The following is a 14,249-nucleotide window of genomic DNA, read 5'->3' on the forward strand; positions in this document are numbered from 1 at the left end:
AACGACTACCAGCTGTCCCGCCCGCGTAACAGGACATCGACCGCATCGTCAGCGAAACTCGCCGCTTCTTCCCGGCTCAAGACCCGTATCGTTTCCTCCGTCCGACGCCATCCCTGGATCATGCTCAGCAATTGCCGGGCGACGCGCTGTGGATTTGCGGCAGGAACCGGGTCATTCTTCGTTCCCTCTGTGATTTCGTCGGTCAGGAACTGAAGTTCATAACAATATCCGATCTTGTAGAAGGTTTCGGCGATTTCGGGAAACCGCGAAGCTGTTGTCAGGATCAGCCGATCGAACTGCTGAATTTCCGGATTTCCCAATGACGTCATCGCAATCCGGGCATGACGTTTCAGTCGCTCGGGAAACTCCTGCGGAAGATCGACATTATTGGCGCTTGCTTCATTGGACCATCTACGCACACGGTCTTCCACAACCGCTTTCATGAGCGCTTCCTTGGTCGAATGGCGCGCATACAGGGTTCTTTTGGAAACCCCTGCCCCCTGTGCCACCGCCTCCATGGTGGTCGCCTCATATCCGACCGACAGGAACAGATCTCGCGCCGCGCTCAGGATCGCCTCATCGATCTGGCCTGCCTTTTTCTTGGGCGGTCGGCCGGTTCGGCGATTGGGCGTCAGCCGATCGGCGGCCTTTGCCTCACCGGAATCCGCCTCTTCTGTCGTCTTTCCCGTAAGCGGCATGTTCCACCCAAAGTTTACACTCTACGACCCTTATGTCCTTTCGAACCGTCATCACAAGTAAACTCTCCACGCCGCACCGCATGGCTTCTCGGGCTCGGCCCTCCAGATAGATCAAGGTCGATGCCGTCAGCGACCTTGACCGGATGAAGCCTTCGCGGATTGGATCGGCGCAACGATCTGGCGGCATGCATCTCCAGGAGTGATGTCTTCGCACCATTCGCGGAATATATTGTCGACCCAGATTATCGCGGGCAGCAATCCACTATCCATCAATGCCTGATCCGAACGGTTCTGAATTGATGCCCAGACATCTGCCGGAACCTGATCAAGCACAGCGGCGATTATATCCAGGATCGAGCAGATCGCCGTGGAATAGAGCGATGCCTTATATTGCAGGCGTAGCTCGACGGGATCCAACAGGATTCCGGACTTCTCCTCCAGTTCAGCCGTGAAGGTCCGGAGGACCAGATCAACCAGTTCCCGGTATCTTTCAGGCTCCGGCATCATCATCATGCCGCTCAACGCCTGCGCGATGCTCATTTGGCCCGCGCCTCCCCAATCGAGCAACCCGACCTTGAGCTCTCCCGACGGTTCGCGCCAATACCAGGCGTTATCCACGTTCAGATTTGGGTGGCAAAGGCCAGTATAATCACGGTCCTCGTGCAGATAGGCGATAACCGCATCCTTATGCTCCAGCCCGAACAGCACATCCTCTCGCCAACGTGCCATGAAGTCTGGATCGGACACCTCATCTATGAATAGATGTGGCGCGGTACGTGTGACGAATTTCTCCAGCCTCGCGATCTTGGCGGTGGCATCCGGTATCGGATCGAAGTCGCGCGCGGCTTTTCCAAAGGGAAATATTTTCTCGATGTCCGGCCCGAGCGCGCCGCGTTTTTGCGCCGCGACCAGACGCGCCAACGATCGTGCGAGCAGCACATAATGATCCTCGACATTGCTGATCTCGTGATCATATCCCTTGCGGTGAGCCGGCTCGATCGGCGCCACGCCGAAGGCGATACGCTCCGTAATCAGGATATAGTTGGTCGTGCTACCAGAATAGTCACCGAAATAATATTTCGCCGTCGTGACCGGAAGATCAACTTCACGCGCAAGGCGCTGCATATCGATCTCGCCGCTACCAAGGCGGATCAGGCCAAATTTATGATCGGCATCCGCCGGTGGAAACTTGGCGAACAGTTCGGTGTGCAATCCTTCTTCGTCCCGCGCATAGGCTACGGTAAGAAGCGCTCGCTCGGATGCTCCTGGAACACTGATCGGATTCAGCGCGACTATTGCCGTGACTTCATTGTCGGCGGACATGACCCCCGAAGCCCGGAAGGCCTCTGTCAGAAACGCCGCACCAAATTCCGCCAGCATTTCTGGAGAGATGGGGAATACAAGACCATAATGATCGCCCGGTGCAACCGTCCGGTGCAATTGGTCGAACAGCTTTCGATCGGGCAGCGATCTACGGTGCGTCCGCATATGGCCCTGCATAGCCACTCAGCCGTGCCGTTGACTGATCTGAAGAAGGTGTCCTTCAGGATCTTTCACAAAAGCGTGACGCCCGAAGCCTGGCACCTCCCGGTCTTCCACCACAGTGCCGCCCGCCTTCTCGACACGCCGCAAGCAGGCGTCGAGGTCTCCACTCGCAAAGCCGACGATGGATTCATTGCGAGCAGGCTGCGTATCCTCGGGAAAGCTCGCCAGAATGAACAGTGGGCCACCCTTGTAAGTCGACTGGTAAACGATTTCCACGACATCGCGACCAACGATCTTCGCTTCCATCCTGTTCATTTCCACAAGACCGAATACGGATTTGTAAAATTGCTCTGACTTACCGATATCATGGACGATCAACTTCAGGAACATGAAGTCGATATCTTGTTCCGCACCAAAAGGTAGTTCCATCTGTTCTCTCCTTTGTTGGTTTCAGCTTATATCATCTGATCAGATAGTCAGCATTTCCATTTCGCGCGGTGCGCCATGGTGGGGTCCAGCGCATCGATCGCGGCATCGACCCTGGCATTCATGTCCAGCACCCGTTCGTGCATCCCGTTTCTCCTCATATGTGCCCGCTTTCGGACCTGATGAAGATGAATTACACATTAGTGTGTAATTGATCAATGACGACTTTGCTTGCCATTCCCCTTCCGCTGCGCGACGAGGCAAAAGATGAATGAAACGAGCACCAAGAGGCGAGCGGGCCGCCCGACGGCGGAGGTGGCTGAACAGAAGCGCCTAAACCTGATTCTCATCGCGGTGGAGGAATTTGCCCGTGCAGGCTTTCACGCGGCATCCTTGCGCGACATCGCGGAAAAGGCGCAGGTGTCGAGCCGCACCCTCTACAATCATTTCCCCGACAAGCTGGCGCTTTTTGCCGCCTGCCTTGAATATTCCGGCGCACAGCTTCAGCCGGACGTCCCCGACCTAAAGGGTGACCTGCACACGCGCCTTGTCACCTACGCGACGGAAATGCAGCGCCAGCTTTCCTCGACCCGCAGCATGCGGATTTCCCGGCTGATCTACCGGGAAGGCGGAGAGTTCGACGAACTGCGGAAGATCGCTCGTCACCAGTTTGAACGGTTTCAGGTCAGTCCGGTGGCGGCGATGTTGGAGAAAGAAGGCGCCTCCGCCGCGGAAAGCCGCAGCTTCGCCACGCAATTCGTCGCCATGGCCTTGGGCGAATGGCAACGCCGCTTATTGTTCGGCGGGCCTCCGCTTAGGCTGAGCGAAATGGCTGCGCATGCACGGTTGGTCACGGGACTGTTCCTGAACGGCATCCGTTCGAACCTGGACAAAATGGACAGCTGACTTTCCCACTCCTTCAGAGAAATGCGATAACGGGACCCGACAGGCCACTCTCCGCGTTTTGCCCTCATGATGGGAGAAGCGTGCATGGAGCACATGGAGTTGGGGGCACCGGTGGCGGCCGAGCCATCGGAAGAAGATGGCATGGATGGGGACATCACGGCTGGCGACGGCCGGGCCGCCGCTCTGCTTGATCTGCTACACGTCCTGAAGAACCGTGGATATAGTTTCGTCACGCCCACGCCCGCCACGCATGCACGGGTTGTCAAACGAGCGTCGCGTCGGCCCGCCCATGACCTGCGGGATATTTTCGGCTGGTCGCTAGCGTTCGATCCAAGGCTGCTGGACCCGGAACTTGCTCGCATCCTGACAAAGGCCAACGCACTGGAAAGATATGAAGACGGCTTGAAATGCCGCTTCCGCGTGTCATCGCTTGGGAACGACCTATTCCTTCACTCCGCTTATCCGACCGATTGTCAGGAAGCGGTATTCTTCGGACCTGACAGCTATCGTTTCGCGCGATTGATCAACGATGAATTGTCTCGACGTCCACAAAAGGAGGGCGCGCGGCTTGTCGATATCGGCACGGGCGCTGGTGTAGGCGGAATCGTGGCCGGTCATCTTTGCCCTGCTGTCGATATTATGATGACCGACATCAATCCCCTCGCGCTTTATCTCGCCCGCATCAACGCGCGGGCCGCCGGTATCACGGCCCGCTTCCGCCAGACCGGCGATCTGTCCGCAGCACATGGGACGTTCGACCTCCTGCTCGCGAACCCTCCTTATATCATGGACGCCACAGGCCGCGCCTATCGTGACGGCGGGGGCATGCACGGCGCTGAAGTATCGCTGATGATGGCACAGCAGACCCTTCCCAGGCTGACCGCTGGCGGGCGCTTCATCCTTTATACTGGTAGCGCGATCGTTGATGGCCGCGACCAGCTGAAGGACCGATTGGCCGATCTTGCGGCGGCGCGGAACTGCGCACTGCGCTACACCGAAATCGACCCGGATGTGTTTGGCGAAGAACTTGAAAATCAGGCCTATTCCGATGTCGACCGCATCGCGCTCATAGCCGCGATCATCGAACGAAAGGACAGCGCAGCTTGATCGCGGTGAAGGGTCGGCCGTTGCACCTTCTTGCCGGTCTTCTCATCGGCCTGATTGCAGGCATCGCCACCAGTGGGCGGGCACAGGAGTTGGTCGGTAAAATCCTGCTGCCGATCGGCAGTCTGTGGCTCGATGCCTTAACCATGACGGTGGTCCCACTAATCTTCGGCCTGCTCGTCACCGGCATCGCCTCCGCCTCCCGCAATGCCGCTGCTGGCAGCATCGCGACCCGCGCCCTTGTCCTCTTCGCCCTGATGCTGACCGCCGCCTCTGTAACAGCCGCATTATTGGCAGAAGGGCTGTTGCGGCTATGGCCTGTCACTCAAGGATTGGCGGAGGTCGGAAGCACCTCCCCTCCCCCTCTTTCACAAAGCGAATGGTTTCGCGGAATCATTCCTGCAAATCCTCTGAAAGCCGCCGCCGAAACGGCCATGGTGCCCCTCGTCACATTCGCGATATTCTTCGGCTTCGCCATCTCCCGCATCAGCGCGGACCTGGCCGATCCACTGCTTAGGCTACTGCGCGGACTGGTCGAAACCATGCTGATCATCGTGGGTTGGGTGCTGGCGGTTGCACCTGTCGGCGTGGCCGCCTTGGCATTCGGCGCGGGCGCGAAGCTGGGCGTCGGCGTGGTCGGCGCCTTTGCCCAATATGTGGCGGTTGTCATAGCCTGCTGCCTTGCCGCCACGCTGCTCGCCTATATCTGGGCTGCGTTGACAGGCGGTCGCTCCCCGTTGCGTTTCGGGCGATCGGCCCTGGCCGCCCAGGCGGTAGCGCTGGGCACCCAATCATCGCTCGCGACTTTGCCGGTGATGGTGGATGCGGCCCGCAAACTGGATGTTCCCGAAGAAACAGCTGCCATTGTACTGCCGATGGCGGTTTCGCTGTTCCGCGCGGCCAGCGTAGCCGCAAACGTCGCCGTCGCTATTTATCTCGGACATGTACACGGCGTTCTTCCGGGGGCCGCAACCCTCGCGCTGATCGCACTCGTCGCCGTTCCCATCAGTCTTGGCGCAGTAGGTCTTCCGGCCCAAATATCTTTTTTCGCGACGATCGCCCCTGTCTGCATTGCTGCGGGCATTCCCGTCACAGCACTGCCGTTGCTCCTCGCGATCGAGGCGATCCCGGACCTGTTTCGCACGGTGGGCAACGTAACCAACGATCTCGCCGCCGCCTGCGCCATCAGGCCCAAGCCGTCGCTCTCCACAGGGCAAACCCCGTGAAAGTCAGGTCGGCCCCAAGGGCACCACATTGAATTCATATTTCACGATATCCACCGCGATACCGGAATCGATATGGGCAACACCCTCGATGCCGGAAATATGATCGTAGAGGAATTGCTGAACCTCGGAAAAATCGTGCAGCGCCACCATCAGTTCCAGGTCATACCCGCCGTTCATGGCGTTGACGCTAAGCACCTCGGGGAATTTCGCCAGATCGCGGCCCACATCCTGAATGCCGCGCCCCTGCACCCTGACGCCCACGGCCAGGATGACATTATATCCTCTGGCGGCGAAGTCGGTAACGGCGACCACCCGCATGGCGCGCGCATCTTCCATCTTCTGCAACCGTGCCGAAACGGTCGCGGCGGTCACCGATAGCTGCTGCGCAATATCCTGATTGGTCGCTCGTCCGTTAGTCCGCAAGATTTCGATGATATTATTGTCCAGCGCGTCCAATGAGGGCGGCGCTGTCATCCGCCCATTTCTTATCTGCATGCCGCCATGACTCCCGTCGATCCACGGAGGTATAGCGTGTGGAAATGGAGAGTGCCACATGAGGCGTGTAAAGGCAGGGGCATAAACCCTGGCGCGGCCTGCGAGGACGCAACGCCCGATACCCGCTTCCCCGAATATCACGACCGAGATGATCGCTCAGCGACCCGATGCGTAACAACCGCACAAATTCGCTATGTAAAAAATTCTGCGGCCCCATCCTATTTTCCTATTTTTCCTATTTCTTGTTGTTCAGTGGGTTCTTTTGACCATTTCGTTCACGCAATCCACGGCCCACTTTGCCCGCTGGTTGGCGTTGATGCCTTGGTCGATGGCGTCTTGCTGGGGTATTTCGACGCTGATTGGTGTGCTGGGATTGAGGGCGTGGAGGAACGCTGGGATATTGAACGTGCCTTGTCCGGGGAGTTGGCGCTGGATGCCGGCTTCGCGTTCGAGTTCGCTGGGATCGATGGTTGGGGGGCCGTCGGCTATCTGGGCGATGGCGACGGCGGGGTGGGCAAGGAGGGGGAAGCTGGTGTCGGGTTCGGGTCCGCGCATGATGTGGAGGAGGTCTGCTGTGACCTTGATGTCGGATCGGCCGGAGCGGGCTATTTCCTCGAGGGCGGCGCTTAGGCTTTGGACCTGGGAGGGGGGATAAAATTCGATAGCGAGGGCGATGTTGAACGGGGCGGCAAGTTCGGCGAGTTCAATGAGCCTTTCGGTACGGCGGATGGGATCGCGATCGTAGCAGAGCACATTGGCAAGCGGCGCGCCGAGCGCGGCGCCTGCCTCGAGCGCGGGGATGAAGTCAGCGGGATTGGTGCGCCCTGCCATGGTGAAGGGGTAGATGAGGTCGACCGTGATCCCGGTGGCGGCGAGCGCGTCGCGGGTCTGGCGCAGCGCCTGGGGGTCGCGCACCAGGTCATAGGCGGGCATGGCGGGCAGCACCTCCATGGAATGGAGGAACGGGCAGATGCCCTGGCAGCCGACCTCTGCGGCGATTTGCGCGAGCTGCCAGGGGGTGGTGTCGGTGACGGTGATATGGTCGAGCGACAGGCGTCTTTCGGCCATATCCTCTCCTCCTTGCATGGCGTGTGAGCCGTGCCGGGCGCGGACAAGCCGCGCCCGGCGGCTGATCAGGCCGTTTGGCGCGCCTTGACCATATCCAATGCGACATCGACGATCATGTCTTCCTGCCCGCCAACCATCTTGCGACGGCCGAGCTCGACGAGGATGGTGCGGGTGTCGAGGCCGTAGGTTTCGGCGGCCTTTTCGGCATGGCGCAGGAACGAGGAATAGACCCCGGCATAGCCAAGCGCCAGGGTTTCGCGGTCGACCCGGACCGGGCGGTCCTGCAGCGGACGGACGAGGTCCTCAGCCGCGTCCATCAGCGCGTTGACATCGCAGCCATGGTTCCAGCCCTTGCGGTCGGCAGCGGCGATGAACACTTCGAGAGGCGCATTGCCCGCACCCGCACCCATGCCGGTCAGCGATGCGTCGATGCGCACCGCGCCGCACTGGGCTGCGACGATCGAGTTGGCGACGCCGAGCGAGAGGTTGTGGTGGGCGTGGATGCCGCGCTGGGTTTCGGGTTTCAGGACCCGGTCATAGGCTTCGAGCCGGGCCTTGACCCCATCCATGTCGAGCGCGCCGCCGCTGTCGGTCACATAGACGCACTGCGCGCCATAGCTTTCCATCAGCAGGGCCTGTTCAGCCAGCTTCTCCGCATCGATCATATGGCTCATCATCAGGAAGCCTGAGACGTCCATGCCAAGGTCGCGGGCGATGCCGATATGCTGCTTGGAGACGTCCGCCTCGGTGCAATGGGTGGCAACCCGCACCGACCGCACGCCGATGTCATAGGCGCGCCGCAGTTCCTCGACCGTGCCGACGCCCGGCAGGATGAGGGTGGTGAGCACCGATTTGGTCAGCACCGAAGCGACGGCTTCGAGCCATTCCCAATCGGTATGCGCGCCAAATCCATAGTTGAAGCTCGCGCCGTTGAGGCCATCGCCATGGGCGACCTCGATCGCATCGACGCCGGCATCGTCCAATGCCTTGGCGATCGATTTCACATGATCGATGCCATACATGTGGCGGATGGCGTGCATGCCATCGCGCAGGGTCACGTCCTGGATGTAGAGCTTGTCGCCCGCTTCGACGTTGAATGTGCTGGTCATGTCTTAATTCTCCGTCTCGGCAAGCGAGCCGGTGGCCGCCACCGTCTTTCCTTGTGCGATGCGCTGCGCGAGCAGCTCGCCGGTCGCCTTGGCGGCGGCGGTCATGATGTCGAGATTGCCCGAATAGCTGGGGAGATAATCGCCCGCCCCTTCGACCTCGAGCAGGATCATGGTCTTGATGCCGGTGAACTCGCCGCGGCCAGGAATCGTGAGCTTGTTATTGTCGCCGAAGCGCTCGAACTGCACCTCTTGCTTGAGGCGATAGCCCGGCACATAGGCCTGGACCTTCTTCACCATGGCTTCGACCGAGGCGCGGATGGTGTCCTCGTCGGCGCCTTCCGACAGGGTGAACACGGTGTCGCGCATGATCATCGGCGGTTCGGCGGGGTTCAAGATGATGATCGCCTTGCCCTGCGCCGCGCCGCCGACCTTTTCGATGGCGCCTGCGGTGGTACGGGTGAACTCGTCGATGTTTGCGCGGGTGCCGGGACCTGCCGAACGCGAGGAGACCGAGGCCACGATCTCGGCATAATGGACGGTCGCCACTTGCGAAACGGCGGCGACCATCGGGATCGTCGCCTGGCCGCCACAGGTCACCATGTTGACATTGCCAGCGTCGAGATTGGCTTCGCCATTGACCGTCGGGATGGTGTAGGGGCCGATCGCGGCGGGGGTGAGGTCGACCACCTGCTTGCCGTCCTTGCGCAGCGCCTCGTCATGCACCTTGTGGGCGTAAGCGCTGGTCGCGTCGAACACGATGCCGATTTCGGGATAGACGTCCATCTTCATGAGACCTTCTAAACCCTCATGGGTGGTGGCGACGCCGCGCTCGCGCGCCATGGCGAGGCCTTCGGACTTCTCGTCGATGCCCACGACCGCGACCAGTTCCATATTCTGGGGATATTTGATCATCTTGATCATGAGGTCGGTGCCGATATTGCCCGACCCGATGATCGCCGCCTTGACCTTGCCCGTCATTCTTCACTCCTCACGGCGATCGCGTCCAAGCGATGCGCCACATTCAAATCTTTCAGATAAAGCGCGCGGTGCAGCTGCCAACCCCGTGGAGCTGCATCTTAAACACGTCGCCTGCCTGTGCCGGTTCGAGCGGCACCAGGCTGCCTGACAATATCACATCCCCAGCATCAAGCGTTACCCCATAGGCGCCGAGCGTATTGGCGAGCCAGGCGACCGCCTGCGCGGGCGATCCCTGCACCGCATGGCCATAGCCTTCGCTGAGCGGCTGCCCGTTCTTGGTGACGGTGACATGGAGATTGGGAAGATCGTGCGCCCTGGGGTCGACACGCGCCTCGCCCAGCACATAGACGCCGCAGGACGCATTGTCGGCGACGGTATCGACGATGCCGATCTTCCAGTCCTGGATGCGGCTGTCGACGATCTCGAAACAGGGGACGATTCTGTCGGTGGCGGCGATCACGTCCTGCGCCGTCACCCCCGGCCCCTTGAGGCTGTCTTTGAGGATGAAGCCGATCTCGGCCTCGGCGCGCGGCGCGATGAGGCCGTTTGCCGCCACATCGATGTCGCCCTCGATAAACATGCGGTCGGTAAGGAACCCGAAGTCGGGCTGGTGGACGCCCAGCATGTCCTGCACGGCTTTTGAGGTGACGCCGATCTTCTTGCCGATGACGCGCTCGCCGTCCGCCTTGCGCCGTTCGAGCGCGCCCAGCGAGATCGCATAGGCATCATCGATGGTAAGCTCAGGGTGCCGCGCCATCAGCGGCGGCACGGTGCGCCCCTCGCGCAGCGCCTGGTAGAGCTCGTCTGCAAGCCGGTTGTTCAGATCGCTCACAGATAGGCTCCGTCCTGGAAGATGAGGGGATCGACCGCGTCGGACAGGCGCACCGCCTTGACCCGGGCGATGACGATGCTGTGGGTGCCAAAGGGGGTCATGCTCTCGACCGTGCAGCTAAGGTTGGCCTGCGCTTCATCGAGGATGGGGAGGCCATGGGCGTCAGCGGTCCAGCTACCAACGCCAAAGCGGGCCTCGCGGGCCACAGCGCCGCCGAACGCTGCCGACACTTCGCGCTGGTGGCGCGAGAGGAGGTTGATGCTGATCGGGCAGCCGGGCGAGAGATGGGCGTGGATGCCGGCCGTCTGGTTGACGCAGACGAGGACGGCGGGCGGGTCCATGGTAAGCGAGGTGATCGAGGTCGCCGCCATGCCGACGGGCGCCTTGCCTTCCCCAAGCGCGGTGACGATCGCCACGCCCGAGGGCAGGCGGCGCATCGCGCCCTTGAGGCCAGTGGTGACGTCGATAGGCTCTGGAACAGGCACGGATTGCGCAGGGAGGGCGTCAGCCATTCTTCAGGAAGTCCAGTGAGTAGCGGTTGAACTCCTGCGCCCGCTCGACCTGCACCCAATGGCCGGTCTGCGAGAAGGTAAGGCAGCGCACGTCAGGGCAGGCGTCGAGGAAGAGCCGCGCGTGGCTTTCGGGGCAGAATTCGTCATTGAGGCCCCAGAGCACGAAGATGGGTTGCTTCACCTCGCCAAGACGCGGCCCAAGGTCGGGGGTCTTGACGCGGGCGAGCACATCCTTGGGCTGGGTGCGCGCGACGGCAAAGCGTTCCTCGACCAGCGCGTCGGTCACATGATGCGCCGACGAGGGGTGCATGAGGTTGCCGATCAGACGGCGCTGTTCCTCAATGTTGAATTCCGGGCTGCCAAAGCCCGAGCGCATCTTGGCGATGCCGGGCATGGTGAAATAGCTCGCCTGTTCCGCGACGCAGCCGGGCGCCATCAGGACAAGCTTGCCGATGGTGAATTGCGGATGATCGAGCGCGATCTGGAGGGCGATGCCGCCGCCCAGCGAATTGCCGATGAGATGGCCGGAGGTGACGCCATGTTGCTTCAGCGCATCGAGCAAAGTCTCGGTAAACAGCTCGAGCGGATAGTCGGTCTCGGGCTTGGAGGAAGCGCCATAGCCGATAAGGTCAGGCAGGATGACGCGGTAGCCCGCGTCGGCAAAATCTTGCGCATTGTTGCGGAAGTTGGACGCGCCCGATGCGCCAGGACCACTGCCGTGGATGAAGATGACGGCGGGGGCGTTTGCCTGCGCCCCTGCGATTTCCGCGATCGAAATCTCATATCCACCCGCGACGCTGTAGCTCTTGCGGGTCACTTCACTGGCCATGGGGATCGTTCCTTTGGGGCATCGTGCGAAAAGCTTGGCCCTGGGTCTTGCCTGAGGGGGAGCTGGTTTTCCAGTCCCGCTGAACGTGACGGCAAGGCTGGAGCGCGCGGCGCGCGCTCCAGCGCAAGACGCTAGATAAAGGTGAAGGCGGGCGGTTCGCCGTTCATCGTGCCGATGACGTCGCTGGTGCGGTTGGCCGGATCGTTGGCGACATGGGCGCGCGCGGCGTGGAGGTCGAGCCAGGGCTGGAGGATCGGGCTTGTCATGTAGATCGCCCGGCCGCCCATGAGCTTGACCATGTCGTCGGCAAGGTCGGCCATGCGGCGCACGACATTGGCGGATTGATAGGCATAGAGCGCGCGCTTTTCCATCGGAATGGGCTCATTGCGTGTCGCATAGTCCATCAGTTCGTTGAACGTGGTCCTGTGCGTCAGTTCCATCTCGCCCGTTTCCGCGATCGCGCGGGCGATGGCGGCGTGGAGATGGGGGTCGGCCTTGGCGGCCTTGCCGGTGTTGGTCGAGACCCGGCTTGCCATGATCTCCATCGCGGCCGAGGTTGCGGCACGGATGCCGCCAAAGGCGGCGCTGGAGACCGAGCGGATGAAGAGCTGCGCCCAGGGGATGCGGTAGAGCGGCGCGGTATTGGTTTCCTGGCCCGGATTCGTCCCGGCAAAGCCGTCGCTCGCCTTGTGGGTGCGATGTTCGGGCACAAAGACGCGCTCGACCACGATGTCGAAGCTGCCGGTGCCCTGGAGGCCGAACGTATCCCAGGTGCCTTCGATCACCTGATAGTCCGAGCGCGGCAAGAGGAAGGTGCGCATGTCGGGCGGGCCGCCATCGGTGTCGAAATTGATCGCACCCAAGAGCACCCAACCGCAATGGGAGGAGCCCGACGAGAAGCCCCAGCGGCCCGAAAGGTAGAAGCCGCCTTCTGCCTTTTCCACCTTGCCGACCGGCTGATAGGTGGAGGAAACGAGCATGTCGGGATCATCGCCCCACACTTCCTTCTGCGCCTCGTCATGGAAGAGGGCGAGCTCATAAGGGTGGCAACCAAGCACGCCGTAGATCCAGCCTGTCGACATGCAGCCTTCGGCGAGCGCCTTCTGGATTTCGAAGAAGACATTGGGGTGCATCTCATAGCCGCCATAGCGCTTGGGCTGGAGCACGCGGAAGAAGCCGGCCGCCTTCATCTCGGCGACGGTTTCTTTCGGCACGTCATGGGCGATGGTGCAGGCGCGCGCGCGTTCCCGCAGCGTCGGGATCATGGCCCGGGCGCAGGCGATCAGACTTTCGGGTGAAGGTATCCCGGCATTCGCCTCGTCAATGGGTCGGCTTGCTACTGCCCCGGTCATGATCTTCTCCATTGTAGGCGACTCTTCTTCAAATTTGCTATATGCGTAGTTTATGTAAACTGCTATTACGCAAACTGTCAAGGCAAACAGGGCTTGCGCATTTGGGCCGTTGCTTATAGGCGGATCGGGAACGAATTGCCATAAGCTCGTTGAGCGTGCTTGATGGCCCCTCGCCAAGCGCGGATGCCAAGGCTTGAGCGCTTGCCATTTGCGTATGGGGAAGGCCATTTTGAAACGCTCCGCAAAGGCTATGGCGGCAGGCAGGCACAGATAAGGGCGAGGCGGCGGAAATGGCAGTGACAGCGCTGGGCTATGTGGTGATCGAAGCACGGGACCTTGGGGCCTGGCGGGACTTCGCCTGCAACATCGCGGGGCTGATGGAAGCCTCCTCGCCGGACGAGGACGCGGCGCTCTTTCGCATGGACGACCGGCCCTGGCGCCTGCGGGTGCAAAAAGGCGAACAGGACCGGTTCGTCGCGCCAGGCTGGGAATGCGCGAATCGCGAAGCCTTCGAATCGGTGCTGGCTGGCCTTGAGGCAGCGGGCCGTCCTGTGGAACGGGCCGGCGTCATGGAGGCGCGTGGCCGTCAGGTCTATGAACTCGCCCGTTCATCGGACCCTGCGGGCAATCCCATGGAAATCTTCTACGGCCGCTTCGTCGACTATGTCCCCTTCGTCTCGCCTGTGGGCGTCAGCCGCTTCGTGACCGGCAGCCCCAAGGGCGCGGACGGCGACATGGGGATGGGCCATGTCGTGCTGACCGCCCCCAATTTCGACGAGACCCACGCCTTCTACAGGCAAGTCATGGGCTTTGGCGACACCGACCTTGGCCGCTTCTACATGATGGGCGGGGGCGAGGATGATCCGGGCGTGGGCTTTGCCTTCCTCCACTGCAACCCGCGCCACCACAGCCTGGCGCTTGGCCAGCTGCCTGAAAGCCCCAATGGCGCTGTCCACATGATGCTGGAGGTCGGCTCTTTAGAGGATGTCGGCCGCGCCTATGACCGGGTCTTGAAGAGCAAGGGCAAGGTGCCGCTCTCGGCAACGCTTGGCCGTCATGTCAATGACAAGATGACCAGCTTTTACATGCAGACACCGGGCGGCTTCGACATTGAATATGGCTGGAACGGCCTCATCATAGACCCGGACACATGGGTTCCCACCACCAGCCTTTCGGTCAGCGACTGGGGCCATAAATGGGCCCACGAGCAGGACTAATCGCAGGGCTTG

General features: G+C 61.2%; 15 protein-coding genes. 4 read left to right on the forward strand and 11 right to left on the reverse strand.

Translation table 11 applies throughout. The annotated features are described in order from the left end of the window. Positions 1-5 precede the first annotated feature (5 nt). From IZV00_RS16045 to IZV00_RS16055, 3 genes are all read right to left on the reverse strand, one after another. Positions 6-698 carry a TetR/AcrR family transcriptional regulator gene (locus IZV00_RS16045; protein ID WP_196227414.1) on the reverse strand — a complete coding sequence of 231 codons (693 nt, stop codon included), beginning with the start codon at positions 696-698 and terminating at the stop codon, positions 6-8. A 126-nt stretch (positions 699-824) separates the two neighbouring features. Further along, the gene (locus tag IZV00_RS16050) at positions 825-2,186 is read right to left on the reverse strand and encodes a hypothetical protein (RefSeq protein ID WP_196227415.1); all 1,362 of its coding nucleotides are present in this window, start codon (positions 2,184-2,186) and stop codon (positions 825-827) included. Positions 2,187-2,204: 18 nt separating this feature from the next. Then, a complete protein-coding gene (locus tag IZV00_RS16055) occupies positions 2,205-2,612 on the reverse strand; it encodes a VOC family protein (protein ID WP_196227416.1) in 408 nt (135 codons plus the stop codon). Between the two features lie 264 nt (positions 2,613-2,876). Between IZV00_RS16055 and IZV00_RS16060 the strand changes: the two genes are divergently transcribed. From IZV00_RS16060 to IZV00_RS16070, 3 genes are all read left to right on the forward strand, one after another. Continuing rightward, positions 2,877-3,515, forward strand: coding sequence for a TetR/AcrR family transcriptional regulator (locus tag IZV00_RS16060; protein ID WP_196227417.1), 639 nt, complete (start codon positions 2,877-2,879; stop codon positions 3,513-3,515). 93 nt (positions 3,516-3,608) lie between these two features. Then, positions 3,609-4,622, forward strand: coding sequence for a methyltransferase (locus IZV00_RS16065; RefSeq protein WP_230463473.1), 1,014 nt, complete (start codon positions 3,609-3,611; stop codon positions 4,620-4,622). A gap of 5 nt (positions 4,623-4,627) precedes the next feature. Continuing rightward, a complete protein-coding gene (locus IZV00_RS16070; RefSeq protein ID WP_230463494.1) occupies positions 4,628-5,845 on the forward strand; it encodes a dicarboxylate/amino acid:cation symporter in 1,218 nt (405 codons plus the stop codon). Between the two features lie 3 nt (positions 5,846-5,848). Here the strand turns inward: IZV00_RS16070 and IZV00_RS16075 are convergent, their stop codons facing one another. From IZV00_RS16075 to IZV00_RS16110, 8 genes are all read right to left on the reverse strand, one after another. Further along, positions 5,849-6,340, reverse strand: coding sequence for an Lrp/AsnC family transcriptional regulator (locus tag IZV00_RS16075; protein ID WP_230463474.1), 492 nt, complete (start codon positions 6,338-6,340; stop codon positions 5,849-5,851). Positions 6,341-6,589: 249 nt separating this feature from the next. Beyond that, the gene (locus IZV00_RS16080; RefSeq protein WP_196227419.1) at positions 6,590-7,408 is read right to left on the reverse strand and encodes a sugar phosphate isomerase/epimerase family protein; all 819 of its coding nucleotides are present in this window, start codon (positions 7,406-7,408) and stop codon (positions 6,590-6,592) included. A 65-nt stretch (positions 7,409-7,473) separates the two neighbouring features. Next, on the reverse strand, positions 7,474-8,517 hold the full coding sequence (dmpG, locus tag IZV00_RS16085; RefSeq protein WP_196227015.1) for a 4-hydroxy-2-oxovalerate aldolase: 1,044 nt from the start codon (positions 8,515-8,517) through the stop codon (positions 7,474-7,476). Between the two features lie 3 nt (positions 8,518-8,520). Continuing rightward, positions 8,521-9,495, reverse strand: a complete 975-nt coding sequence (locus IZV00_RS16090) for an acetaldehyde dehydrogenase (acetylating) (protein WP_196227014.1) — start codon at positions 9,493-9,495, stop codon at positions 8,521-8,523. Between the two features lie 52 nt (positions 9,496-9,547). Then, positions 9,548-10,252: a fumarylacetoacetate hydrolase family protein gene (locus IZV00_RS16095; RefSeq protein ID WP_230463483.1), complete on the reverse strand. Its 705-nt coding sequence runs from the start codon at positions 10,250-10,252 to the stop codon at positions 9,548-9,550. 71 nt (positions 10,253-10,323) lie between these two features. Next, on the reverse strand, positions 10,324-10,839 hold the full coding sequence (locus IZV00_RS16100) for a flavin reductase family protein (RefSeq protein WP_196227012.1): 516 nt from the start codon (positions 10,837-10,839) through the stop codon (positions 10,324-10,326). After that, positions 10,832-11,668, reverse strand: coding sequence for an alpha/beta fold hydrolase (locus tag IZV00_RS16105; RefSeq protein WP_196227011.1), 837 nt, complete (start codon positions 11,666-11,668; stop codon positions 10,832-10,834). Before IZV00_RS16105 ends, IZV00_RS16100 begins: the two co-directional genes overlap by 8 nt. Before the next feature lie 131 nt (positions 11,669-11,799). Continuing rightward, positions 11,800-13,020 (reverse strand): acyl-CoA dehydrogenase family protein, encoded by a 1,221-nt coding sequence (locus IZV00_RS16110; RefSeq protein ID WP_230463421.1) that lies wholly within the window; start codon positions 13,018-13,020, stop codon positions 11,800-11,802. A 290-nt stretch (positions 13,021-13,310) separates the two neighbouring features. Here IZV00_RS16110 and IZV00_RS16115 point away from each other — a divergent pair, with 290 nt between their 5' ends. Then, a complete protein-coding gene (locus tag IZV00_RS16115; protein ID WP_196227010.1) occupies positions 13,311-14,237 on the forward strand; it encodes a VOC family protein in 927 nt (308 codons plus the stop codon). Positions 14,238-14,249 lie beyond the last annotated feature (12 nt).

It is taken from the genome of Sphingobium sp. Cam5-1 (genome assembly GCF_015693305.1).
Taxonomy (GTDB): Bacteria; Pseudomonadota; Alphaproteobacteria; order Sphingomonadales; family Sphingomonadaceae; genus Sphingobium.

What these genes read in the sequence shown, in the direction of transcription:
- IZV00_RS16045 (WP_196227414.1), bottom strand. Translation starts at nt 698, where the DNA reads ATGCCGCTTACGGGAAAGACGACAGAAGAGGCGGATTCCGGTGAGGCA.
- IZV00_RS16050 (WP_196227415.1), bottom strand. Translation starts at nt 2,186, where the DNA reads ATGCGGACGCACCGTAGATCGCTGCCCGATCGAAAGCTGTTCGACCAA.
- IZV00_RS16055 (WP_196227416.1), bottom strand. Translation starts at nt 2,612, where the DNA reads ATGGAACTACCTTTTGGTGCGGAACAAGATATCGACTTCATGTTCCTG.
- IZV00_RS16060 (WP_196227417.1), top strand. Translation starts at nt 2,877, where the DNA reads ATGAATGAAACGAGCACCAAGAGGCGAGCGGGCCGCCCGACGGCGGAG.
- IZV00_RS16065 (WP_230463473.1), top strand. Translation starts at nt 3,609, where the DNA reads ATGGAGTTGGGGGCACCGGTGGCGGCCGAGCCATCGGAAGAAGATGGC.
- IZV00_RS16075 (WP_230463474.1), bottom strand. Translation starts at nt 6,340, where the DNA reads ATGCAGATAAGAAATGGGCGGATGACAGCGCCGCCCTCATTGGACGCG.
- IZV00_RS16080 (WP_196227419.1), bottom strand. Translation starts at nt 7,408, where the DNA reads ATGGCCGAAAGACGCCTGTCGCTCGACCATATCACCGTCACCGACACC.
- dmpG (WP_196227015.1), bottom strand. Translation starts at nt 8,517, where the DNA reads ATGACCAGCACATTCAACGTCGAAGCGGGCGACAAGCTCTACATCCAG.
- IZV00_RS16090 (WP_196227014.1), bottom strand. Translation starts at nt 9,495, where the DNA reads ATGACGGGCAAGGTCAAGGCGGCGATCATCGGGTCGGGCAATATCGGC.
- IZV00_RS16095 (WP_230463483.1), bottom strand. Translation starts at nt 10,252, where the DNA reads ATGGCGCGGCACCCTGAGCTTACCATCGATGATGCCTATGCGATCTCG.
- IZV00_RS16100 (WP_196227012.1), bottom strand. Translation starts at nt 10,839, where the DNA reads ATGGCTGACGCCCTCCCTGCGCAATCCGTGCCTGTTCCAGAGCCTATC.
- IZV00_RS16105 (WP_196227011.1), bottom strand. Translation starts at nt 11,668, where the DNA reads ATGGCCAGTGAAGTGACCCGCAAGAGCTACAGCGTCGCGGGTGGATAT.
- IZV00_RS16110 (WP_230463421.1), bottom strand. Translation starts at nt 13,020, where the DNA reads ATGACCGGGGCAGTAGCAAGCCGACCCATTGACGAGGCGAATGCCGGG.
- IZV00_RS16115 (WP_196227010.1), top strand. Translation starts at nt 13,311, where the DNA reads ATGGCAGTGACAGCGCTGGGCTATGTGGTGATCGAAGCACGGGACCTT.